20 protein-coding genes and 1 tRNA gene are annotated in these 25400 nt (G+C 32.7%); 7 read left to right on the forward strand and 14 right to left on the reverse strand.

Annotated elements, in window-relative coordinates; genetic code table 11:
- Positions 1-91 precede the first annotated feature (91 nt).
- Both M4I23_RS06800 and katG read right to left on the reverse strand, forming a co-directional pair.
- Positions 92-562 carry an ankyrin repeat domain-containing protein gene (locus tag M4I23_RS06800; RefSeq protein WP_249753886.1) on the reverse strand — a complete coding sequence of 157 codons (471 nt, stop codon included), beginning with the start codon at positions 560-562 and terminating at the stop codon, positions 92-94.
- Between the two features lie 68 nt (positions 563-630).
- Positions 631-2781 carry a catalase/peroxidase HPI gene (gene katG, locus M4I23_RS06805; protein WP_262922246.1) on the reverse strand — a complete coding sequence of 717 codons (2151 nt, stop codon included), beginning with the start codon at positions 2779-2781 and terminating at the stop codon, positions 631-633.
- Between the two features lie 548 nt (positions 2782-3329).
- Between katG and tpx the strand changes: the two genes are divergently transcribed.
- From tpx to ribB, 6 genes are all read left to right on the forward strand, one after another.
- Positions 3330-3836 (forward strand): thiol peroxidase, encoded by a 507-nt coding sequence (tpx, locus tag M4I23_RS06810; protein ID WP_158849470.1) that lies wholly within the window; start codon positions 3330-3332, stop codon positions 3834-3836.
- Positions 3829-4200, forward strand: coding sequence for a diacylglycerol kinase (locus M4I23_RS06815; protein ID WP_158849468.1), 372 nt, complete (start codon positions 3829-3831; stop codon positions 4198-4200). The genes tpx and M4I23_RS06815 overlap by 8 nt, the downstream gene beginning before the upstream one ends.
- A 160-nt stretch (positions 4201-4360) precedes the next feature.
- Positions 4361-6781: a DNA translocase FtsK gene (locus tag M4I23_RS06820; RefSeq protein WP_249753887.1), complete on the forward strand. Its 2421-nt coding sequence runs from the start codon at positions 4361-4363 to the stop codon at positions 6779-6781.
- Positions 6782-6793: 12 nt separating this feature from the next.
- A complete protein-coding gene (locus M4I23_RS06825; protein ID WP_249753888.1) occupies positions 6794-7429 on the forward strand; it encodes an outer membrane lipoprotein carrier protein LolA in 636 nt (211 codons plus the stop codon).
- Between the two features lie 7 nt (positions 7430-7436).
- Positions 7437-9401: an LptF/LptG family permease gene (locus M4I23_RS06830; RefSeq protein WP_262922236.1), complete on the forward strand. Its 1965-nt coding sequence runs from the start codon at positions 7437-7439 to the stop codon at positions 9399-9401.
- Positions 9402-9432: 31 nt separating this feature from the next.
- Positions 9433-10578 carry a 3,4-dihydroxy-2-butanone-4-phosphate synthase gene (gene ribB / locus M4I23_RS06835; protein ID WP_249754059.1) on the forward strand — a complete coding sequence of 382 codons (1146 nt, stop codon included), beginning with the start codon at positions 9433-9435 and terminating at the stop codon, positions 10576-10578.
- An 83-nt stretch (positions 10579-10661) separates the two neighbouring features.
- On the opposite strand, the gene M4I23_RS06840 is transcribed toward ribB, so the two are convergent.
- The 9 genes from M4I23_RS06840 to M4I23_RS06880 all read right to left on the reverse strand — a co-directional run bounded on the left by M4I23_RS06840 (position 10662) and on the right by M4I23_RS06880 (position 21214).
- Entirely contained in the window at positions 10662-11213 is a 552-nt protein-coding gene (locus tag M4I23_RS06840; protein ID WP_249753890.1) for a hypothetical protein, read from the reverse strand.
- 77 nt (positions 11214-11290) lie between these two features.
- The gene (locus M4I23_RS06845) at positions 11291-11761 is read right to left on the reverse strand and encodes a T9SS type A sorting domain-containing protein (RefSeq protein ID WP_249753891.1); all 471 of its coding nucleotides are present in this window, start codon (positions 11759-11761) and stop codon (positions 11291-11293) included.
- An 11-nt stretch (positions 11762-11772) separates the two neighbouring features.
- On the reverse strand, positions 11773-12354 hold the full coding sequence (locus tag M4I23_RS06850) for a hypothetical protein (RefSeq protein WP_249753892.1): 582 nt from the start codon (positions 12352-12354) through the stop codon (positions 11773-11775).
- 10 nt (positions 12355-12364) lie between these two features.
- Positions 12365-13765, reverse strand: a complete 1401-nt coding sequence (locus M4I23_RS06855; protein ID WP_249753893.1) for a hypothetical protein — start codon at positions 13763-13765, stop codon at positions 12365-12367.
- Between the two features lie 33 nt (positions 13766-13798).
- On the reverse strand, positions 13799-14500 hold the full coding sequence (locus M4I23_RS06860) for a hypothetical protein (protein WP_249753894.1): 702 nt from the start codon (positions 14498-14500) through the stop codon (positions 13799-13801).
- 4 nt (positions 14501-14504) lie between these two features.
- Positions 14505-15749, reverse strand: coding sequence for a T9SS type A sorting domain-containing protein (locus M4I23_RS06865; protein WP_249753895.1), 1245 nt, complete (start codon positions 15747-15749; stop codon positions 14505-14507).
- A gap of 403 nt (positions 15750-16152) precedes the next feature.
- Complete coding sequence (locus M4I23_RS06870; protein ID WP_249753896.1) at positions 16153-19086, reverse strand: response regulator; 2934 nt, start codon at positions 19084-19086, stop codon at positions 16153-16155.
- 157 nt (positions 19087-19243) lie between these two features.
- Entirely contained in the window at positions 19244-20437 is a 1194-nt protein-coding gene (locus M4I23_RS06875; RefSeq protein WP_249753897.1) for a DegT/DnrJ/EryC1/StrS aminotransferase family protein, read from the reverse strand.
- A gap of 147 nt (positions 20438-20584) precedes the next feature.
- Positions 20585-21214: an NAD(P)H-dependent oxidoreductase gene (locus M4I23_RS06880; protein ID WP_249753898.1), complete on the reverse strand. Its 630-nt coding sequence runs from the start codon at positions 21212-21214 to the stop codon at positions 20585-20587.
- Between the two features lie 253 nt (positions 21215-21467).
- On the opposite strand from M4I23_RS06880, the gene M4I23_RS06885 reads away from it, so the two are divergent.
- Positions 21468-21552 (forward strand) — tRNA-Ser (locus tag M4I23_RS06885).
- A gap of 333 nt (positions 21553-21885) precedes the next feature.
- On the opposite strand, the gene M4I23_RS06890 is transcribed toward M4I23_RS06885, so the two are convergent.
- The 3 genes from M4I23_RS06890 to M4I23_RS06900 are packed head-to-tail and all read right to left on the reverse strand — an operon-like array spanning position 21886 to position 25396.
- Positions 21886-22512: a Pycsar system effector family protein gene (locus M4I23_RS06890; RefSeq protein ID WP_158849430.1), complete on the reverse strand. Its 627-nt coding sequence runs from the start codon at positions 22510-22512 to the stop codon at positions 21886-21888.
- The gene (gene ppk1, locus M4I23_RS06895; RefSeq protein WP_249753899.1) at positions 22509-24503 is read right to left on the reverse strand and encodes a polyphosphate kinase 1; all 1995 of its coding nucleotides are present in this window, start codon (positions 24501-24503) and stop codon (positions 22509-22511) included. Before ppk1 ends, M4I23_RS06890 begins: the two co-directional genes overlap by 4 nt.
- Before the next feature lie 5 nt (positions 24504-24508).
- On the reverse strand, positions 24509-25396 hold the full coding sequence (locus tag M4I23_RS06900) for a DUF6268 family outer membrane beta-barrel protein (RefSeq protein ID WP_249753900.1): 888 nt from the start codon (positions 25394-25396) through the stop codon (positions 24509-24511).
- Between the last annotated feature and the right edge of the window lie 4 nt (positions 25397-25400).

The following is a 25400-nucleotide window of genomic DNA, read 5'->3' on the forward strand; positions in this document are numbered from 1 at the left end:
ATAAGTAAGATACCCTAAAAAAAACTGAGTTAAAAAAAACTTTAACAACCTTAATTCTAAACTCAGTTTTTAATTTTAGTCAACGTTTCTACTAGGTTAAAAGCGCAACAATTTCGGTAAACTTCTTTTCTTCAGCGTAAGCTAAAGCTGTTTTTCCTGCGTTATCTTTTATGGTTTTATCAGTGTTATGCTCTAAAAGTAGTTTAACAATGTCTACTTTGTTGTATTGCGTAGCAAAGGTTAAGGCTGTGGTTCCGTTGGTATTCACTTCGTTTAGATCGGCGCCGTTTTCAATTAAATATTTAGCAAAAGCAACGTTACCTTTAAAACTTACACCAATTAAGGCCGTGTTTCCTGAGGCATCTTTAGCGTTAATAGGTGCTTGGTGTTCTACTAATGTTTTGGTTGCAGCTTCGTTATCAAAATAAGTCGCTAAAATTAATGGTGTAAAGCCACGCTCGTCTTTAGCTTCGGCTAATTTAGGATTTTCTGATAGTAAGTTTTTTAGAGTTAAAATATCTCTGTTTTTTATGCTGTCAAATAAGTTATTAATGTCTTTCATTTGGATTTTTTTTATAAAAAAAGGAATGGCTATAAAAACCATTCCTCTAAAATCTATGTTTAATGTTATTATTTTATATCGAAACGATCTGCGTTCATCACTTTTGTCCAAGCAGATACAAAGTCTTTTACAAACCTTTCCTTGCTATCGTCTTGAGCGTAAACTTCCGCGTAAGCGCGCAAAATAGAATTAGAACCAAATACTAAATCTACACGAGTTGCGGTAAATTTAACTTCGCCAGTTTTACGGTTTTTAATTTCGTAAATACCATTGTTAAGCGATTTCCATTCGAAAATCATATCTGTTAAGTTTACAAAGAAATCGTTTGTTAAAGCGCCTTCATTTTCCGTAAACACACCATGTTTAGTTCCACCATAGTTGGTTCCCATAACACGCATACCTCCAACTAAAACTGTCATTTCTGCAGCTGTTAAGCCAAGTAATTGTGTTTTATCTAGCAGCATTTCTTCTGGGCTAACCACATACTCTTTTTTCTGCCAGTTTCTGTAACCATCTGCAAGCGGCTCCATAGACTCAAAAGATTCTGCATCTGTCATCTCTTGCGATGCATCGCCTCTACCTGGTGCAAAAGGCACATCTACAACCATACCGGCTTTTCTAATGGCTTTTTCTACACCAACATTACCAGCTAAAACAATAGTATCTGCAATGCTAATACCAAATTCTGTAGCAATAGGTTCCAAAACAGACAATACGTTTTGCAATTGTGCTGGCTCGTTACCTGCCCAATTTTTTTGTGGCTCTAAACGAATACGTGCTCCGTTTGCTCCACCTCTAAAATCCGATCCTCTAAAGGTTCTTGCACTATCCCAAGCGGTAGATACTAATTCTGAAATACTTAAGCCTGTAGCAGCAATTTTAGCTTTTACAGCATCAACATTATAATCGTAATTTCCTTTTGGAATTGGATCTTGCCAAATTAATTCTTCTTGAGGTACATCTGGTCCAAACCAACGATCTTTTGGTCCCATGTCACGGTGCGTTAATTTAAACCATGCACGTGCGAATGTATCGGAAAAAGCATCAAAATCGTTTTTAAATCTTAATGAAATTTCTTTATAAATAGGATCCATTTTCATGGCCATATCGGCATCTGTCATCATTGGGTTATGCTTTGTTGTCAAATCTTCAACATCTACAGGCATATCTTCTTCCTTAATATTTACAGGTTCCCATTGTAAAGCACCTGCAGGACTTTTACGTAATTCCCAATCGTGGTTAAATAACATTTCGAAAAAGCCATTATCCCATTTTGTTGGGTTTGTTGTCCATGCGCCTTCTAAACCACTTGTAACCGTATACCTACCTTTACCTGATTTTGTTGGATTAAACCAACCTAAACCTTGTTCTTCTACATCTGCACTTTCAGGATCTGGACCTAAAATACTAGCATCTCCATTTCCGTGTGTTTTTCCAACGGTATGTCCGCCAGCTGTTAAAGCAACCGTTTCCTCATCGTTCATCGCCATACGCTTAAACGTTTCTCTAACTTGCAAAGCGGTTTTTAAAGGATCTGGCTTACCATTTACACCTTCTGGGTTTACATAAATTAAACCCATTTGTACTGCTGCCAACGGGTTTTCCATAGTATCAGGATGATCTACACTTGTGTAACGCTCATCACTTGGTGCTAACCATTCTTTTTCTGCTCCCCAATACACATCTTTTTCTGGGTGCCAAATATCTTGACGACCAAAGGCAAAACCATAGGTTTTTAATCCCATACTTTCGTAAGCAATGGTTCCTGCCAAAATAATAAGATCTGCCCAACTAACGGTATTACCGTATTTTTTCTTGATTGGCCAAAGTAAACGTCTCGCTTTATCTAAACTGGCATTATCTGGCCAAGAGTTTAAAGGTGCAAAACGTTGGTTACCGGTACCACCGCCACCACGACCATCTGCTAATCTATATGAACCTGCTGCGTGCCATGCCATTCTAATCATTAATCCACCATAGTGTCCCCAATCTGCAGGCCACCAATCTTGGCTATCCGTCATAAAATCATGAACATCTTTCTTTAAAGCGGCTACATCTAATTTTTTCAGTTCTTCTTGGTAATCAAAATCTGCACCTAATGGATTTGTTTTTGTATCCTGTTGGTGTAAAATATCTAGATTAAGTGTGTTTGGCCACCAATCTGTTACTGTTTTTTCGGTTGTAGTAATTGCGCCTTGCATAAAAGGGCATTTGCTCATGTCTCCGCTGCTGTTATGATCCATATTATATAGTTATTACGTTTTAATTTTTTTATAAAATTACTCTATTATAGAACTTTAAAACGATAAATAAAATTGATTGTTTTTATTTTATCATAAGTAATTCTTATAATCCTTCTATTCTAATCTGTCTCTAAATTTACGCAAACCTAACTTAGGGGACAAAAAAAAAGCCACTTCAGTTTGAAGCAGCTTTTTAAATAATCTTAATAAATCCCTAGTAAATTAAGATAATTGTAATATTATAGTATTAAACACATTAATTATGTATTCCATTAGTATTGAGTGTTTTATAATTATTCTTTATCCAAAATCGTAATTATACAAATTATCTTACATATACGAGACTTAGTCGATATTGGTTTATAAGAATTTCAGCATTAACACTTTATTAACGCATAGAGATATTCATTTATTTGATTCATAGTGATTTAATCAAAATCATAAGCATTAAAAAAAGATTAAACAAATAGTTTAAACATCTTATTATTCTTAATTTTACAACACAATTAATAAAACATAAAACTATGGCAACAGTAACATTAAAAGGTGGCGCAATACATACATCGGGAAATCTTCCTGCAAAAGGAACAAAAGCACCTGATTTTGCTTTAACAGCAAACGATTTATCAATAAAAAAATTAAGCGATTTTGCAGGTAGCAAAGTAGTTTTAAATATATTCCCTAGTGTAGATACAGGAACTTGCGCAACATCTGTTCGCGAATTTAACCGTGAAGCTAGTGAATTAGACAATACTAAAGTATTATGTGTTTCTCGCGATTTACCATTTGCTAATGCGCGTTTTTGTGGTGCAGAAGGTTTAAATGATGTAATTAGTTTATCTGATTTTAAAACGGGAGACTTTGGGAAAGCTTATGGTTTAGATTTTATCGATGGCCCTTTAGATGGTTTACACTCTAGAAGCGTTGTTGTTTTAGATGAAAAAGGAACGGTTTTATACACAGAGCAAGTTGCAGAAACTACAGAAGAACCAAACTATAAAGCTGCTTTAGAAGCTCTTTTAAATGAGTAACAAAAAAGAATCTTTTTTAGTAAATAGATTAAAAAGTGTTGGCTTTGCTTTTAAAGGTGCTGTATTGCTCCTTAAAACCGAAGCCAGCATTAAAATTCAATTTACACTCGGCGTTATAGTTACTATCGCTGGGTTTTACTACAATATATCTACTACCGAGTGGCTTATTCAGCTTTTGGCCATTGCCTTAGTGATGTGTGCCGAAGGCGTTAATACAGCCATTGAAGCTATAGCCGATTTTATTCACCCAGAACATCACGAAAAAATAGGTTTAATAAAAGATATTGCCGCCGGAGCCGTATTTATTGCTGCTATTTTCACCTCTATTATTGGGCTTATCATTTATATTCCTAAAATTTTCTAGACATCATCTTTTAAAAATGAGTGAATTAAAAGGTTTACTCTGCAATTTTTTAAAATATAGTTTCGTTAACGTTAGTAATTTGTATTTTTGTGTCGTTATAAATATAATGACCTCTTTTGAATTCGATTCAAGACCTCAATCATGAAATCTAAACGCATTAATGGCGAAAAGTAAAACTAAACCTAAAAAAGCACCTCGTAAAAAAGCAGAACTACCTAGTTTTAAAATATCTAGTCAACAAAAACTAGTATTAGGTAGCTTTTTAATAATTTTCGGCTTTGTGCTAGCCATTGCCTTTGTATCGTTCTTTTTTACAGGAGAAGCCGATCAAAGCACTTTATCTCATTTTGCAGATCGCGAGATCGAAACCGAGAACTGGTTAAGTAAATCTGGCGCATGGTTAAGCGATTTTTTTATTCAACGTGGTTTTGGCTTGCCTTCATTCATATTTGCTGGTCTACTTTGCCTATCGGGTATGTATGTTTTAATGAACATCAATAAAGAAAAACTGAGAAGACATTGGTTTTGGGGCGTTTTAATCATCATTTGGTTATCTGTACTTTTTGGTTTCTTCGGAAATAAAAATGCCATTCTTGGCGGTACTATAGGTTTCGAAATTAACAGCTACCTACAAGATTATATTGGAAAAATAGGCGTTTCACTTTTACTTCTTTTTGGCTTAATTACCTATTTGGCTATTCGATTTAAACTTACGTTTGAAAGTATTTCGAATCAATTTAAATCTGCAAAAAGCAATTTAAAAAGTGAGTTATCGGATATGAAAGAAGATATGATCGTGCCTTTAGATAATAATTTATCTGAAGAAGCAGATGATATTAAAGCGGCTTTCAATATTACTGCAGAGGATGAAAAACCAATAGAAACACCTCTCCAAAAGGTTGAAGTTCCTATAAAACCTAAAGTAGAAAAAGTTACGGTTGAAGATAAAACACCATTAGTAGTAAAAGTTGCTGAAGAAGAAGCTATCGATGAAGATTTAGAAATGAAAGTGGTAGAAGTTCCTGAAGAACTTTCGGAAACCGATAATTTAGCCAATAAACTGGTTGAAGATTTTGGGCAGTTCGACCCTACTCTAGAACTTGGTAAATATCAATTCCCACCTTTAGATTTACTAAAACAGTATGATACTGGTGGTATTACCATCAACCAAGAAGAATTAGAAAGTAATAAGAATAAAATTGTTGATACTTTAAGCAATTATAAAATTGGTATTGCAAGTATTAAAGCTACCATTGGACCAACAGTTACTCTTTATGAAATTGTACCAGAAGCAGGTGTACGTATTTCTAAAATTAAGAATTTAGAAGATGATATTGCACTTTCATTAGCCGCTTTAGGAATTCGTATCATTGCTCCTATTCCTGGAAAAGGAACTATTGGTATTGAGGTACCAAATAAAGATTCCACTATTGTTTCCATGCGATCTGCTATTGCTTCGCAGAAATTCCAAAAATCCGAAATGCAACTTCCTATAGCTTTAGGAAAAACAATTAGTAATGAAACACTTGTTGTGGATTTAGCTAAAATGCCTCACTTGCTTATGGCAGGTGCTACAGGACAAGGTAAATCGGTTGGTTTAAATGCTGTTTTAACGTCCTTACTTTATAAAAAACACCCTGCGGAAGTTAAGTTTATATTAGTCGATCCTAAAAAGGTAGAACTAACGCTTTTCAATAAAATTGAACGTCATTATTTAGCGAAACTTCCAGATAGCGAAGAAGCTATTATAACAGACAACACTAAGGTTATCAATACATTAAATTCACTTTGTATTGAAATGGATAACCGTTACGAAATGCTTAAAAATGCACTTTGTAGAAACATTGCCGAATACAACGTTAAGTTTAAAGCTCGTAAATTAAACCCAAACGACGGACACCAATTTTTACCATATATTGTTTTGGTGGTCGATGAGTTTGCAGATTTAATTATGACGGCTGGTAAAGAAGTAGAAACTCCTATAGCGCGTTTAGCTCAACTTGCTCGTGCCATTGGTATTCACTTAATTATTGCCACACAGCGTCCGTCGGTAAATGTAATTACCGGTATTATTAAAGCCAATTTCCCTGCACGTATTGCTTTTAGAGTAACCTCTAAAATCGATTCACGTACCATTTTGGATGGTTCGGGTGCCGATCAACTTATTGGTCGTGGAGATATGCTTTACACGCAAGGAAACGATTTAATACGTGTACAGTGTGCCTTTGTTGATACGCCAGAAGTAGAACGTATTGTAGACTTTATTGGTGCACAAAAAGCGTATCCAGAAGCTTATTTACTTCCTGAGTATGTTGGCGAAGAAAGTGGCACAAGTCTTGATATAGATATATCGGATAGAGATAAACTCTTTAAAGATGCTGCTGTAGTTATTGTAACAGCACAGCAAGGTTCGGCCTCATTATTACAACGAAAGTTGAAATTAGGTTATAACCGCGCGGGACGAATTATCGATCAATTAGAAGCCGCAGGAATTGTTGGCCAATTTGAAGGTAGTAAAGCCAGACAAGTATTAATAACAGATTTAGTAGCATTGGATCTACATTTAGAAAACGAAATATAATTTAAAATAATAATGAAGAAAATTATTGCACTTTTATTAATTACCCTTTCAGTTAACGCCTTTGCTCAAAATAAAGGAAAAGCACTGTTGAATGAAGTCTCTCAAAAAGTAAAAAGTTATGATAACATTTCAATAGATTTTAAATATGTGTTAGAAAACACGGCCGAAAGTATTAAACAAGTCACAAAAGGTGATGTTGTTATGCAAGGTGATAATTACAAATTAAACATTCTTGGTATTACACGCCTATTCGACGGAAAAACTTTATATAGCATAAGTCCAGAAGATGAAGAGGTAACAATTTCTTCGGAAAATGATGATGAAAACGATGCTATTACACCAAGTAAAATGCTATCTTTTTATGAAGATGGTTACACTTACGCTTTAGATATCGAGCAAAACATTAATGGAAGAAAAATTCAATATGTAAAATTAACACCTATTGATTCTAGTTCGGAAATTAAAACCATCTTGTTAGGTATAGATTCTAAAACAAAAAATATTTATAATCTAATACAAATGGGGAAAAACAGTACAAAAACAACACTTACTGTTAATTCTTTTAAAACAAACGAGACTTTATCAAAAACCTTATTTACCTTTGATGCTAACAAGTATCAAGACTATTATATCAATAAATTAGATTAGGTTTCCTTTGAAAATATTAGACCGTTACATATTAACAACTTACCTAAAAACTTTTTTCAGCGTGTTTATTATACTCATGCTGATTTTTGTTTTACAAACCATTTGGTTATACATTAAAGAACTTGCAGGTAAAGATCTAGAAATAGGTGTTATTTTTAAGTTCTTAATCTATTTTATGCCTAAGCTTATACCATTGGTATTACCGCTTACCATTTTACTGTCATCCATTATGGTGTTTGGTAGTTTTGCAGAAAACTATGAGTTTGCTGCAATGAAATCTACAGGTATTTCATTGCAACGTGCTATGTCGGGTTTAAGTGTTTTTATTGTAGGTCTTGGTATTCTTACTTTTTTCTTTGCTAATAACGTTATTCCTTGGGCAGAAGTTAACTCTTATAATCTCCGACGAAATATAGCCAAAATGAAACCGGCCATGTTACTCGCTGAAGGTCAATTTAACCAAGTCGATAACTACAATATTAAATTTGCCAATAAATACGGTGATCGCGATCAGTATTTAGAAGATGTTACCATCCACTTAAAAGCTGCAGATGGACGTACAAATGCCACAACTATTAAGTCGAAAACAGGAGAATTAGCTAGTGCGCCAGATTCTAACGTTTTAAAGCTAATTTTATTCGACGGAAACTATTATAGCGATATCACTAGTAAAAATAAAAAAAGCAGAGAGAAAAAACCTTTTGCAAAAAGCACATTTGAAAAGTATATTATAAACATCGATTTATCGGACCTTAATAAAGTCGATATGGACGAGCAATCTCAAACTGATAAATACAGTATGCTCGATGTTGTAGATTTAAACACTGCAATGGACTCGTTAATTGTACAACAAAAAAACCAAAGCGAAGGCCTTGCTAAAAATTTAATTAATAGATCGAGCGTTACTAAAGTATACCGTAACACTAAAAAACGTACGGACTCTGTTTACACTGGCCCTATTCTTGATGTTTTTGATACTAAAGAAAAATCTAAATTAGTAGAACTCACCCTAAAAGCCGCATCAAGCACACTGCAAACTGTAAGTCAAAAAATTATAACATCTAAAAAAGCAAAAACATCATTTAACCGCCATATTATCTCATTTCACGAAAAATTCGCGTTAGGTATAGCTTGTATTATTTTATTCTTTGTTGGTGCTCCTTTGGGTGCATTAATTAGAAAAGGTGGTATTGGTTTGCCAATGGTTGTTGCCATTTTATTATTTTTAACTTATCACTTTATAGGGATTTTCGCAACAAACTCTGCTAAAACGGGTGATTTTAATCCTGTTCTAGCCAGTTGGTTTTCAACATTAGTTATGCTGCCTTTGGGCTTTTTTCTAACTAAACGTGCTACTGACGATAAAGGTTTATTTGAAGTTGGAAGTATTATGGTTCCGCTTAAAAAAATCTTCAAAATTAAAGAAAAAGACAGTGTTGATTATAAATTTTTAGGATCTTACAAAAACGAAGAACTTATTGATGTCGTTAAAAATTATGAAGCATTAGGACACGATGAAAACTGCCGTTATGAAGCGCTTAATATTTTAAATGAACGCGGATACAGTATTCAAGATTTACAAGAGGCCAATAAAATTAACATAGACAAGAGCTACGATGCTTCGGAAAAGATTTCTAAAGATTACACCGATCATTCTAAGTTTGCTATTTTCCTTTACGGAACATCTGCGGTATTACTTATTCTGTTTTTTGTATTTAAGAACAATAAACTACTACCACTTGCAACGGCTTCTATACAATTAAGCGTTGTATCATTTGCTCTTTACGTTATTTACTATGCAAAAACTATTTTCAATTTAAATAGTTTTTACACCTATATCAACAAAAAAACAAAACGCCCTAACCTTGGTTTACTAATTTTAGGATTACCGTTTTATATGATAACATATCCACTATTGAATGTTAAATTGAAAGAAGATATAAAGCGATTTTGTTTAGATTCTTTGAAATAACAATATTTTATAATACATGATTACAGAAATTATGAACCAAACTTCGAACCCAGATATTAAATTAAACACCATTCACGATGCTATTGAAGACATTAGAAATGGAAAAGTTATTATCGTAGTCGATGATGAAAACAGAGAAAATGAAGGAGATTTCTTGGCTGCTGCCGAAAAGGTAACTCCAGAAGTTATAAACTTTATGGCCACACATGGCCGTGGATTAATTTGCGCACCATTAACGGAAACACAATGTAAAGCTCTTGACCTAAACATGATGGTTAGGAATAATACAGACCCAATGGAGACGGCTTTTACAGTATCTGTAGATTTACGCGGACAAGGAGTAACTACGGGAATATCGGCAGGAGACCGCTCAAAAACCGTAAAAGCATTAATAGATCCATCTACAAAGCCACAAGATTTAGCACGACCTGGACATATTTTCCCACTAGTAGCAAGAGAAGGTGGTGTTTTAAGACGAACTGGACACACGGAAGCTGCAATAGATTTTGCTCGCTTAGCAGGTTTACAACCAGCAGGTGTAATTGTTGAAATAATGAATGAAGATGGTACCATGGCACGTTTACCTGAATTGTACAAAATTGCACAAAAACACGATATAAAAATCGTTTCTATTGAAGATTTAGTGGCTTATAGAATGCAACACGACTCTTTAATTGAGAAAAAAGAAGATTTCGAGATTGAAACTCGCTTTGGAAGTTATAGACTAAGAGCTTACAAACAAACCACGAACAACCAAATCCATATAGCTTTAACAAAAGGCTCTTGGACCGATGAAGAAGCTGTGCCAACTAGAATAAACTCTACGCTTATAAATAACGACATTTTAGGAACGCTTACAAACAATGTAGACGCACAACTAGAAAACATGTTTAAGGTTATTAATAATGAAGGAAAAGGTGCTATTATCTTTATAAACCAAGAGGTACAATCAATGAATATTTTAAGTCGATTAGCTTTTCTAAAAGATAATCAAGCTGAAAATAGTGTTACTAAAGCACCAAAGATAAACATGGATAACCGTGATTTTGGTATTGGCGCGCAAATATTACACGACTTAAACATACATAAATTACGCTTAATTTCTAATACCGAACAAACCAAACGTGTTGGTTTAATTGGTTACGGTCTAGAGATTGTGGATTACGTTAAGTATTAAAAAAAGGAAGCATCAAAAAAAACTTAATTGACATTTCCTTTTTTTAAATTGCTTTAAAATATAAAAAATTAAATCTAGAATTACTAATACGCTAAACCATAATAATCGCAAACTGAGTAATAATCAGTATAATCTACACCAGATTTAGCTAACTTATCTTTAACATTGCTCTTACCGCTAACTACGGTTGAAGCTTCTATTAAAATAATTTTTGCTTTGGAATATGTACCTTCCTCAACTATGTAACTTGTTAATGGGGTTGAAGTGGTAATAAACTCTACGTTAATACTTGGAGTAGCACCGTCAAGATAACTAAAATATTCTATTGTATGATCAATTGTTGCACCTAGACCTGGAGCTTGAATATAACCTAAACTACTTTCTAGATAAACCAGTACCGTTACTGTGTCATTTTGCTCTGTTGTTAATGATGCTATTGGTAAATAAAAATCATATCTAGCAGTTGGAAACTCTGCATTAAAATCTGTAAAAGTAAAAACTTGAACATTAGCATTACCATCTGTACCATCAGCACCTGCTGGTCCTTCAGCACCATCCTCTGCGCTACACGAAAATGCTAATACTGTTACTAATACAATAAATACTTGTTTTGTTTTTGAAATTACTTGTTTCATAATTGTTTTATTTAAAAGGTTAAGAATACATATAAGCTTATAAGCTTCAGCCATTTTGGTTTTTAGATTATAGACTACTAATTAATAACAATGCGCTTACTTATAAATTGATTATCGTTTGCGTACATTTTAAGAATATAAATACCAGATTTATACTGTTCCACATTAATCTTATTCAAATAAGAAGATTTAAAAACTTGCTTTCCTAACATATCATATATTTCAATTTTTGTAAATTGAATATCAGAATTAATATGTATCACATCTGATGCAGGATTTGGATAGATTTCAATCTGAGGGACAGAAACGTCAACATCATTAACATCTAAGGTATTTAACAAACCGCCACTTATAAAGCCTTCGGATACGCTCAAATCGCCAGAGATCTGCTCTGCCACATTTACCTCTCCAATAACATATAGTATTTGCAAACCACCTGCAGAAGTAGATGCGCCACCCGAATCGATACTAAATTTTTCAATTGATTGGCTATATCCACACCATGTGCATAAGGTAATTATCATTAAAGTTAATTTTATAGTTTTCATAATTGTGCGTTTTATTTAGAATATCCTATACCGCTAAACTGAATAGAAGAAAGTGAAATTATTTGCATGCTCTCATCTTCTAATTTATTGGCTTCAAAAAGCATTTTTATCTTAGAAACTTCGGCATTACCAGAGGCTGTTGTTGGATGAGATAAATCTATCGTTCCAGATATTTTGCTTTCAGGATGTCGCTTCCCTCCTTTTACGAGTAACTGGTACATGGCAGTCATTCTGCCTCCTTCTTTTGTGGGCTGTTTTAAATGTACCGATACTTTTTCTAATTGCTTAGTGTCACCATCATAAAAAAGTTGCAAGGTTTCTTTACCTTTCTCTAACTGCTTTGTAAACGTGACAATAGCGGTAACTATTCCTGTTTTTTTATGTGTTAATACAATTCCAGACGCTTTAGTATAACTCCAGTCTTTACCGTTAATTTTACAAAGAAAAGTGCCCTTTGATGTTTTATTGGCTACACTTGGAGTTTCCTTTTTAACTATTTCTGGCGTATTATTCTCAACTTCTGCTGTTTTAGTTTCGTTTTTACACGACATTGCAAATATGGCGAGTAGTAAGATGAATTTGTATGTTTGCATGAGTTTTAGATTAAAGTTTATAGACCATAAATTGAAATGATGTGCTCGTGGTATTTCCATCTGAATTAAAAATGCGAACCGTAACATTACCGCCAGAGCTACTAATACTAGACGTTCTAAAACCTCCTGAAATTGGAGTAATAAAGCACACATTATTTTCATGGCTAAAATTTTCATTATCTATATTTATAGTAAAAACATTACTATTTACACTTGCTGTAAAATTACCTGTACCATTTAAAATATTACCATTAGATTCTACTAGGCCGTAAGCTATAGGGACCATTGGGCTTATATATTCTTTAGTTATTAAGGCTTTATCTCCTGCAAACTCAATTAATTCTGGGGTTAATGATGGTGCTGTTATTGTGCCATTTTTTAAAACTTTAAATGCATCATTTCTATTTGTGTCTGAATTGCCATTACCTACAACAAACAAGCGATCATTTTCGTCCCAACTTAGTATATCCGTTGGTTCATAGGTTGTATTATATCTACCGATAGCCATTTCTACAAAAGATGGAGCTTCTGTTCCAGATCCCATTGCTGTAGATAAACCTCCTGAAGCTGTTGTCCCAGTCCCCATGGCTGTTGAAAAATCTCCTGAAGCTGTTGTTCCACGCCCCATGGCTGTAGACGAATATCCTGAAGCTTCTGAAAAATAGCCCATGGCTGTTGAAAAATCTCCTGAAGCTGTTGTTCCACTCCCCGTGGCTGTAGACCAATCTCCTAAAGCCTTTGCGTACACTCCCATTCCTGTTGAATACCGGCCTGAAGCTTCTGTGTAAGCTCCCATTGCAAAAGAAGCATATCCTGTAGCACCATATAACTCTGAGGTTTCATCACTAAAACTTAAATCAACAGCACCCGATCCAATCTCACCATAATTTTCAGGATTATTACCTATTAGCCTCCATCCCGAACCATTACCTTCATCTATAGACTCTAAACCTGTAGCAATAGTAGTAGGCTGGTTTATTAAATCGTTATAATCGCCACTAAATACATTTTCGGCCACAGCTGCAGTTTCAGCGTGTTTGGCATAGGGAACAGACATGAACTCGGTAGCATCAAAATTAATAGTGCCACCACTATAGTTTACACTTGTTTGCAAAAAATGAGCATATTTACCCCAAGCTATACTATTAAAATCGCCAATACTTGGTGTAATATCTGTACCTATGCTTAATATTACGAGACCGTTAGCATCGGTGGTATAATTATGATCTTCTTGGTACACCACAGTACCTGTTTCTGTATTTTGATGAATGCTAAATTGTATCGTCATGTACGAATTACTTAATACATTGCCACTAGCATCTTTAATAATGGCTTTATAGTTAATACCTTGTTGGGCAAACGTGAAGATTGAATTTACAAGAATAAAGAGGATAATTGATAGTTTTTTCATGATGGATTAATTTTAGTTTTTAGTGATTTTTAATTATTTACAAACTCTTAAACTAGTTGATGCTAGTGATACGCTATTTGCAGACACTGTGTTTTTAGATTTTAATAGCGGGCGCATAGCATCATTTAATAATCGCTTTGTAACATCCGATGCAAAAACCCTTTTTAAATCTTTACTTACCATACCGCCTACGCTTGCTGTTAGCTTTTTAATAACCTTAGCTAAACCACCACCTTCTAACTTACCAATCATTTCAACTTCTGTTACCTCGAAAGACACAGATCTTTGATAGGTTATAGGTTTTAATGTAAAACGTAGTATTTGTGGCGCTCTCCACTCAATGTCTGGTGCACGGCTATCCTTCATTCTATTTGTTATACACCCTTCACACCTTCCTTTTATTTCAATGCCATTATTTTCAAATTTTACATCTAGTATAAAACTATTTTTTTTTGAATCGTACCAAAAATTACTATCTGCACGCCTTACATCCTGAAAAAAATAAGTCCATTCCCTTTTAATTGGACTGATTTTAATGTCTTGAAGATCTAAATTTTGCCTGGTACCATTAAGGGCAACGAACCCATCGGTTCTATCCAGTTTAATATCTAACCTAGGTTTAACTTTTTCGTTTAAATAATTGGCTATTTCTTTTGTGTTGATATCGGTGCATTGTGCGGTTAAATTTGCTGAAACCATTAGAAATGCAATACCAAAGCTGATTAAGTTTTTCATTTTTTTAGTTTTTAATTAGTATTTTCTTTGTTTTTATAGAGTTTCCTAAATCTATTTTAGCCACATAAAGTCCCGCTGCCAAATGGCTTACATCAAGCCTTGTGTTGTTTTTATCAACTAAAATTTGCTGTCCATGCAGATTATAAAGCGTAATAGACTTCACCTCTTCCTGTGAATTTATATTTATAAAATTTGTAGCTGGGTTAGGATACATCGATATACCAAACTCCTTTTCAATAGGTTCCGTATTGCTTAGTGTAATATCAAAATCTTCAGCTATACTCCAGAACGAATCTGTACGTACAAAGCCTTTCCATGTTTCTGTATCTGCATCCCAACTTTGGTAAATAAGCGAAGTTTCATTGTTATCGGTATTAAAAGTTCGTAATTGTCTACTCTTATTTTGCCAAGATTCACTTAAATTATGCCATTCCTGAATTATCAATTCTGTTTGATTACCAAACGTGTATACATATACAAAGCGGCTGTTATTTCTATAGCCATCATTTATGCGCAATTGCACAACTTGGTCGGTAAGTTGCTGTAAAGCATTATAATTAAACAAGGTTTGTAGGGTAGGAAAATTGTTAAACTCACCGTTTCGAGAATTAAACCCAATGTCTTCTACTGTGTGTAATGCTCCAAAAGTGGTATAACTGTACTTCATTTTTCGCACGTTTTGCCATACATCAACATCTGCAAAATAAGTTTGTTCTATTTCTTCGCTTAACTCATTTGTTAATGGGTCATAATCATATAAATATCTAGTTGTAGGCACTAAAGTAGCACCAACATAAGCACTTTCGACAGTTTTAGAAACAAGCCTACCACTCTCATAGGTTTTAACCTCTCTTTTAGTGCTGCCCCAAGTTCCGCCAACTAGAATGGCAGATACGTATGATGTTTGGTTATCTAAATCATCGTAAGTATAGCTTTCTCTCAATTTATCTACCCAAGCGCCAGATTCCCAGTTTTGTTGGATGTTTTCTGTAATATTATTAGCAGCATTATATATTTTATTTCGTTGGTAATAATTAACCCAACCACTCGCATTGCCAATCAAGCGTAATAAATTAGTTTCTTTGGTTCCTCCATTTTCATAAGTATAAAGCTCCCTAGTATTGTGCGACCAATCGTCGATATACCAAGAATACACATGTGTAGAATCTAACCGAAACTCGGTTTGTGCACATAAATTAGAAATAGCTGCAAAACATATTGCAAAGAATAAAGTGTAAAGTTTTTTCATGTCGTTATTTTTTAAAGCTGATTTTTTTAATAATCTTATTTTTATAAACTATATTTAAGATGTATTTACCATGCTCTAAATGCGTAACATTTAGATAAATTTTATGCTTCGGGAGAGATTCAATTTTACCGTTATAAGTTTTGTTTTTGTGTGCCACTTGCTATTAAGGTAAAAACTATTGCTAATAATTACTTCAAATATAAAACACTAAAAACATGATAGTTATAACATATGTAACAATACATATAACATATGTAACAAGCTAGTAATAGCTTGATTTAAGAAAGAAATTTCATAAGCGTTGAATTATAATAGACCTAGTTTTGCCTACCTAATTTTTAAGACATTAATAGATTAATTCTTTTTAAAGATTAAAGAAAACGAGAAATATTTTATTAAAACCTTATAAATTTTCATGCTTTTTTGCATACTCGGTTGGTGTACACTTGTAAGTATCTTTAAAGCATTTTGCGAAATAAGAATGATCGTTAAAACCAACCGAATATCCTACTTGAGAAATATTAATATCGGAAGTTTTTAAAAGCTGAGCAGCTAATTTTAAACGTTGTGATCTAACAAATTCCGAAGCCGATAAACCAGTAAGTGCTTTTATTTTGCGATGCAGTTGCATACGGCTCATACCGACAGCTTTACTGAAATTTTCGACATTGAAAGAAGACTCTATGAGGTTTGTTTCTAGAATTTCCTGAACTTTATTTAAGAATTGTTCGTCTAAATTAGTAACAGCAATATCTTTAGGAGTTAGCACTATTTCCTGACTATAGCGACTTTGAAGCTTTTGCCTAATCGCGATAAGGTTAGATACTTTAGTTTTTAACAGTTTAGAGTTAAATGGTTTTGTAATATAATCATCGGCACCAATTTCTATACCTTTCAATTCGTTTTTGTCCCCTGCTTTCGCGGTTAGCAAAATAATGGGAATATGGCTAGTAAGCTCGTTATCTTTTAATGTTTCAGTAAGTGCTACACCATCTTTAACAGGCATCATAATATCAGATATTATAATATCTGGCACATGCTCGATAGCTAAATCTATACCAATTTGTCCATTTTTAGCCGTAATAATATTATAATAATCTTCAAATGTTTGTTTTAGTAAAATGGTAACGTCTGCATTGTCTTCAACTATTAACAAAATAGGCTTATCTGCATCTTCAAAATCGTCCTCTATGTTTTTGGAAGCTTCAATTTGAACGGATTCGTAATTGTCGGTAATTTTAGATGATGCTATAAATACCTCATTTTTAAAACTATTTTTATCTATGGGCAATGTAACACTAAAGCAAATAGCTTCATTAAGCTTACTTTCCACTTTTATGGTTCCTTTATGAAGTTCTACTAATTCCTTCACTAGAGCTAAACCAATACCTGTTCCCTGGTTGTTTTCATCGGTTTGATAAAAACGAGTAAAAACATCTTCTTGTTCTTGCTTTGTTAATCCTACACCTGTATTTTTTACACTAAAATGCCATGTATTATTTTCTATATAAGACTTACAAGTAACACTGCCATTAGCGGGTGTGTATTTTATGGCGTTAGACAATAAATTGATACTTATTTTCTCAACTGCGTCCTTATCAAACCAAACGGTATCTTCATATTTTTCAATTTGTAGTTGATAATTAATATGGTTTTGTTTAGCTGAATAGTTAAAAGATTCTGCTAGCCCAGAAATAAGGTCTTGAATATTACCTGTTTGAATATGAAGTTTTAATTGTCCTGCGTCTATTTTTGATAGATCTAATAATTGATTAACTAATGCCAATAACCTATCGGAATTGCGTTTAGCCATAACAAACTGCTCTCGTTTTTTATCTGAAATAGAAGGATCTTCAATAGCGGCATCTATTGGATTTGATATTAAAGTAAGTGGTGTTCGAAACTCGTGCGATATATTAGCGAAAAAGTTTGATTTGGCAGTATCCAGCTCTTTTAATTTAGTATTTGTTTTTTGATGATTTCTGTAAAGCACGAAAAGAAATAGTCCAGCAAGCGTTGTAAACCCTAAACCGCCAACTAATAAGTTGCGCTCATTCTTTTGTTGTTGTAGGGCTAAATCACTTTCTGCTTTTAAAGATTTTATCTCCTTGTCTTTTTGTTCTGTTTGATATTTCTCTTCAATTTCTTTAATCGTTTCAGCAATTTGAATTTGACTGAGTGAATCTTTTATTTTGTACGCTATTTTATTGAGGTTATTTGCTTTTTGATGCTCCCCTGTTTGAGTATAAACATCTGCAATAACAAATGCCAAATCCTTTTTAAGTATGCTGTTATTTATACTTTCATTTAATTGAATCCCAACTTGAGACCATGATAAAGCTTTTTGTAAATTATTTTGGAGTAATGAAAGTTTTGCGAGTTCAAGTGCATTTGTGGCCGCTTGTAAATTAAATTTTGATTTCTTATAAAATTCAAAAGATTTCGTAAAATAGACTTTTGCTTCTTCTAGTTGATTTTTATCCAATTTAATAAGGCCAAGTGCTCTCCCTATCTCTGCGGCATTACTTAAGTCTTTAATTTTTATAAAAAATTTCTGCGAATTGGTTAAAATACTATCTGCTAAGTTTAATTTTTGTTGTTTAAAATATAGTTTACCTAACTCTACATTATTAGTACTCATGTAATATTCGGCAGCTGCCGCGGGTAGTTTTCCAAACTGATTATTTGCTTTTAAATAATATGATTCGGCAAGTTCAAGATCGTCAAACTCCAAGTAAATACTTCCTAAATTTTGATATGCTGCAGCAATAACATCTGGTCTTAATGTCTTTTTAACATGCATAGAATCGACCTTTAAAAAATATATTTGAGCCTTTTTAATAAAATTTTGTTGCTTATAAATAGTTCCTAAAGCGGTGTATGTATCTGCTTTGGTCATATAAGACAGTTCGTCTTCGCTATTAATATTTAATAAAGCTTTCTCACATGCAAATTCTGCTTCTTTAAATTCGCTTAAGAGGTACAAATTTCTACACAACCCATTGTAAGCTATGGCTGCTCCAATATTATATTTTTCATTTTCTGATTTCCTTGCTGAACTTTGAAAATAATATAAGGCAGAATCCCTTTGTTGCGTGCGTCTAAAATACTGAGCATATAAATATTCCGTATCGGCAATACCCTTTTTATAACTGCTTTTTTTTGCAACTTTAAAACTCTTCTGTATATAATAAAGCGCACTGTCGGGCTTTGGATTTATGTACTGAATTACCTTTGTTTTGTATTTTGCAATTACAGCAGAATCTGACTGTTTATCATTTTGTCCTAAAGAACAAAAACAGACCAAAAATAAAAATGGAAAGCATGCGAATTTCATAAGAATAATTAATAGCTTACTAAATATACGCAATTATATAAAAAACAGATGATTGCAGTTAAAATCTTTACATAAAAAAGGCTTTAAATATTAAATTTAAAGCCTTTTTTATGTTTATGTTATTCTATAACAACCTATAAGGTTATGTGTTTATAACTTATAATACACTTTTAATGAGTTCTGCCATTTTATTAGCACGTTGTTTAACTTCCTCCTCTGTCCATGATAGTTTTATTAAACAAGATATGTTTCTAGAAATATAGTGATCGGATTTTTCGAATGTTCTAGTTTGAAGATATTCTAATCCTTCTTTAACTTCTTTAGAAATAGGAAACAACGATTTTAAATTCTTTAAATGATCCCATTTACGAATGTAATGCCAATTGTTATCGAAATAATTCCAACAAGCATCTACGCCTCCATTTTTAAAGGCTTCTATTACTTTTCTAGATGTTTCTAAATCGGGTAAAAAGAAGTTTAAAAATGCACAACTTTCTACTCCACCTTCTGGAACCGTTCTAAAAACAACTTCTGGAATGGTTGATAAAGCTTCACGTATAATATTAAAATTACGCCTCTGTATATCTAAAAATTCTGGTAACCGTTTTACTTGCGCTAAACCTACAGCGGCATGCAATTCTGATATTCTAAAGTTATATCCTAAAAACGGATGTGTTTCTGCTCCACGATCGCTACCAACGTGATCGTGACCATGATCGCTATAATGATCGGCATTAGTGTAATATTTCTCGTTATTGGTTATTACAGCTCCTCCTTCTCCACAGGTTATGGTTTTAACAAAATCGAATGAAAAACATCCAAGATCTCCAACGCTCCCTAATGGTTTACCATTAAAAGTTCCGCCAATAGCTTGACAAGCATCTTCTACTAAAAGAAGGTTATGTCTATCTGCAATATCTTTAAGCGCATCCATATTAGCCATACTACCACACATTTGCACCACCATAATGGCTTTTGTTTTTGGTGTTATAGCGGCTTCTACAGCTTCTGGGTTTAAGCCTAAAGTATCATCTATATCTGCTAAAACAGGAATAGCTCCTAACATCATTATAGCTTCAAAACTGGCTACAAAGGTAAAGGTTGGCATAATAACCTCGTCTCCTGCTCCAACGCCAGCAGCCCCTAAAGCTACCGATACAGCAGCTGTTCCGCTAGATACGAGTTGTACGTGTTTGGATTGAAATGTGTTTTGCAGTTCGCTTTCTAAGGCTTTGGCTTTCCAATGCCCTTTACGCATACCATCGAAACCATAGCGCATTAAAACACCATTGTCTAAAACATCATTTACTTCTTGTTTTTCTAGTTCTCCAAATAATTCAAATCCTGGCATATTGTTATTTTTTTTATCTTTTTATTTAATGGTGGACGGTTGCTGCGTTAGGGATTGAACGGCTTGTTTGAAATCCTTTTTGTTTTAGTGAAAAAACAAAAAGATTGAGTAGTGAAAGCCCGACCCTTGCGGTAACGCCCAAAAACATTAAATTTCTATAATGGTTTGGTTAATTGGTTTTCGTACTTTTTTTAAGGTTGAAAACATATCATCCTCGGCGCGATAACCTACAGGTAAAGTTAATACGGATTTTAGTCCTTTTTGTTTTAGTTGAAGGATTTTGTCGTATTTTTCTGGGATAAACCCTTCCATTGGGCAAGCGTCTATATTTTCTATAGCGCAAACCGTCATGAGATTACCTAGTGCAATGTAGGCTTGGTTTTTAGACCAGCTTTGGCGTTGTTCTAGGCTTTTACTCTCCATCATCCCAGCTAGCTGTTCCCGGTATGGTTTTAGAATACTTTCGGGTGTATTACGTATATTTTTTATGTTATTATAATAGTCGATTACATCGTTTTCTTCTATATTTTCTTGAATACATATTACAAGTAAATGTGATGCGTTTACCACTTGCGATTGGTTATAAGAGTGAGGCAGTAGGCTTTCACGAAGTGTTTTGTTCTTTACTATAACAAGGCTTAACGTTTGCAAACCAAAAGAGGTTGCGGTTAGGTTAAAGGCTTCTTTTAGTGTATTTAACTTAGTAGGTGTTAGTGTTTTGTTTACGTCGAATTTTTTTGTTGCATAACGCCATTGCAACTGTTTTATAATATCCATCTAGTTTTACTTGATTGCTATGCAAAAGTAAGGTTTTATAATTTTATTTTTTTTGAATTGATTGGTAAATATTGATGATTACTGAATTTGTTTTATTATTTCTAAAACTCAATTTCATTGTTTTTACCTATAAATGAATACTTTATAAACTAGTTTTAAAATTAATGTAAAAAAACTTAAATTTTATTTGAATAGAACGAAAAAGGCTCTTATATTTGCACCCGCAATCAGGGAATACTTGATGAGACACACTGGAGAGTTGGCAGAGTGGTCGAATGCGGCAGTCTTGAAAACTGTTGAGGGTCACACCTCCAGGGGTTCGAATCCCTTACTCTCCGCTTAGAGATTACAAAATCTCTGTAAAACCCCTTAAACATTATGTTTATGGGGTTTTTGTTTTTGGCAGATAGTCAGAACTCACTGATTATGGATGATTCAAATAAAGAATATTTAAGGGTGAGTAATTTTCATAAAACTACTAGTAATCATTATGGTACAATAAAAAAAGAACTCTTATGAGTTCTTTTTTTATTAGAAGTTATTTTTTAATTTTTCCAAAGAATAAAAATTTTTAATTATGCCGTACAATATAATTTGTTGTTCCTAACCATTTCTGTAACCTTGAAGATTGTCATAAAAATCTATCCACATTAATAGTAACACATTTAAAACTACATGAATCCTCCAAACAAAGCATGACATGCGATAAAAGCAATCACAGATAAAATAATGCCAATCAAAAAAATATTAAACGATTTACGAAGGAGCTTAAATTTACGATCAATCGTTTTCCCTAAATGATAAGTATCTTTTGCAATTGTTTTATAAAGCTCATCCCCTTCATTCATTAAATTGGTAATATTATTAACATATTCATCTTCTTCCATATCTTGAAAATTGCCATAAAACATTAAATTTTTCGCTTCACTTTTTCCGTGAACCAATTCTGGACGTGTTGCAAAAATGGCAAAAGTAATTGATGCTAAATTGGTGAATAATATCATCACTATTGGATAAATAAGATGTGGGTCGTTACTTAATTGGCTCATGACAGTCCCTAATATTAACGATAAAATTAAAGCATTTATAGATATCAAAATATTTGATTTTGTATCTATCATTGTATTCAATGTATACTGATTTTTAGATAACAATCTAAACAATGTTTCTACACCTCTTTCCGACCTTGGTGCTACTTTAGCTAATTTCTTTTTTAACTGCTTTAAGCCGTCTTTATCAAGACTTAATTCATCCATTAAATACTTATCTTCTGCTTTTTCTTTTTGTTTATCACTCATAATAATGTTTTATAAATTATATGTTGAGAAGATTCTCCTAATGAACCTTTTTCTACATAACTGTTGTTTTGATTAGAATCTATTACTCTAGATTTTATAGTATCCTTTAATTGTAAGTCTAATAATTCTTTTAATTTTAAATGAATATCTCTATCTAAAATAGGTGTTATAACTTCTATTCTATGATCTAAATTACGTGTCATCCAATCTGCAGAACCAAGATACATTTTTTCTTTTCCATTATTTCCAAAAACATAAATTCTACCGTGTTCTAAAAATCGATCTACAATACTAGTTATAAATATGTTTACACTTTGTCCTTCAATTCCTGGAACCAAACAACAAATACCGCGTATAAGTAATCTTATTTTCACTCCTGCATTACTTGCTTTATAGAGTAACTTAATCATTTTAGCATCTTGAAGACTATTTAGTTTCAAAATGATATAGGCTTCTTTACCTGCTATAGCATTTTCAATTTCCGACTCTATTAATTCTCTAAATTTACTTCGTGTTGTAAATGGAGATATTAAAAGTTTTTTAGATTTTGGTATAATAATTTGTCCTTGTAATACTTGAAATACCTGGCAAAGTTCTCCTGTAACTTTAGGGTTTACAGTCATTAACCCAAAATCGGTATAAATCTCCGAGGTTTTTTCATTAAAATTACCCGTACTTATATAACCATAAATAAGCGATTTATTTTTCTCAATACGTTCTATATATAAAATTTTAGAATGTACTTTTATTCCCGGATAACTGTAGACTACATGCGCTCCATTTTCTTCTAAAACTTTTCCCCATTTTATATTATTTTCTTCATCAAAACGTGCTTTTGTTTCAATAAAAACAAACACTTCTTTTCCATTTTTCGCTGCATTTAAAAGTGCATTTGCAACAAGTGATTTTTTTGAAATTCGATATAAAGTGATTTTAATTTTTGTAACGCTATCGTCATTAGAGGCTTCATCTAATAATTGAATAACCGGTTGGTAGGATTGATATGGAAAACACAAAAGTCTATCTTTAGCTTTAATAGACTGGAACATAGTGTCATAATCAATAAACTCTTTGCTTAATAAGGGTGGTAAACTTGCAAAAGATAAATTTTTAGTAGTTGGATTAAGAAAAGTAAACAGATCTTTAAAATTATGATAAGTACCGCCTTTTATAATATCGGTTTCATTAATATCTAAAACCTCGTTTAATTTAAGCTGTAATTTTTTGGGAGATAGCTCATCTATTAAAGCTCTTGTAACCTGACCGCTAATTCTATTAGGCAATGCTGCTTTAATTTTATCTAATAAATTACCAGAATATTCATTGTCTATATACAGTTCTGCATCTCTTGATATCTTTACACTATAAAAACTCTGTTTATAAACTGCTTTAAGATTATCTTTTAAAATATCATCAACAAATGTTATATAATGCTTATTATCTATTGAAGGAAGTTCTATAAATCGAGGTGTTTGCTCATTTATTTTTACCCAAATAAGAGAATCATCTTCCATTTGAGAAACTAAATACAATGCTTCATTTTCAAGAAAAGGCTTCTCTTTACTGATATTTAAAGATTGCGAAGACTCTATTTTTTCTTTATAATATATTTTACTAAACGCCTGTTGTTCTTGATTAAATTCTTTATAACAAATCAAATTAACACCTTCATTTTCTAATGCCGGAATTATTTTAGTAAAAAAAATTCGTCCAAATTCTTTTTGCTGTACATTAACTTGTTTTTTAATTTCTCTCAGTAATTTATTTGGCTTTGTTATTAAACGTTTTCTAAGTGGTTTATCTAATTGTTTTATTTTTCTAATATCTGAAACTCTAACTTTAAAAAACTCATCTAAATTAGAAGAAAATATGGCCAAAAATTTAATACGTTCATACAATGGGTTTCTTTCATCTGCGGCTTCCTGAAGTACGCGATGATTAAACCTTAACCATGATAAATCTCTATTATAATACTCCTTTGTGTTTAACATGTTTTCTAAATTTTAAAGCGAATTCCTGTTCTTAAATACAGCGGATTAGAGCTATCTAATCCAACAATATCATCTTTGTTTTTATCCCTTAAATTAACTGAATTACTTAGCACGTAAGATGTTCTTGCATAAAATTGAATATTGTTGGTAATGTGAAATTCATATTGCAATCCACTTAAAAGTAAAGACATATTAATACTTTTTGCAACTATAGAATTATTTATAAGAACACCACGCTGCAAGTTTGATGTAAAACCATCAAGCTCTGTATATAATTTAAATCGGTGTTTAATTGAAGCGTGATATTGTAAATTTGATTTTGGAACCCCAAGGTTATACGACCATTTTGAATGAAATTTCCTGTAATAACTAATAAATGGTAAAGGAAAAGGATACCCACGGTTTCCTGAATAAGATACACCTAAGACAAGTCTCCATGGTTTTTTTACATCTTTACTTTCCTTTTTATCTTTTATAAAAATAACATCTCCGGAGAGTATTACATCTTCAAGATTTAAATCATTTGCCGTTAAATTAGAGCTAAAGCCTGGTGTTAATCTTACACCTAAACGCCAATCGTTTTTTAAAGGCGCTGTATAAGCTATATTAATATCTAATAATTGAAAATCATTAAGCTCCTCTTTGCCAAAAGAAGGAGTTTCTCTCATATTAAGATTTACAGTACTATAATCAACTCCTAAAAATAAATATGTACCCTCTTTTTTTAATTTAATAGGATAGTTAAATAATGCACGTACCCGACTATATTGAATATTAGATTCTCCCGCTGGAAGTATTGTATAGTCAATTCTTGCTAAATCGCTTAATTGAGCAAAACTAAAGTTTATAATAAATAGAGTAATTGTAAAACACAGAGCTTTTAAGTTTTTCATTTTC

Source organism: Algibacter sp. L4_22 (genome assembly GCF_023473045.1).
GTDB lineage: Bacteria > Bacteroidota > Bacteroidia > Flavobacteriales > Flavobacteriaceae > Algibacter.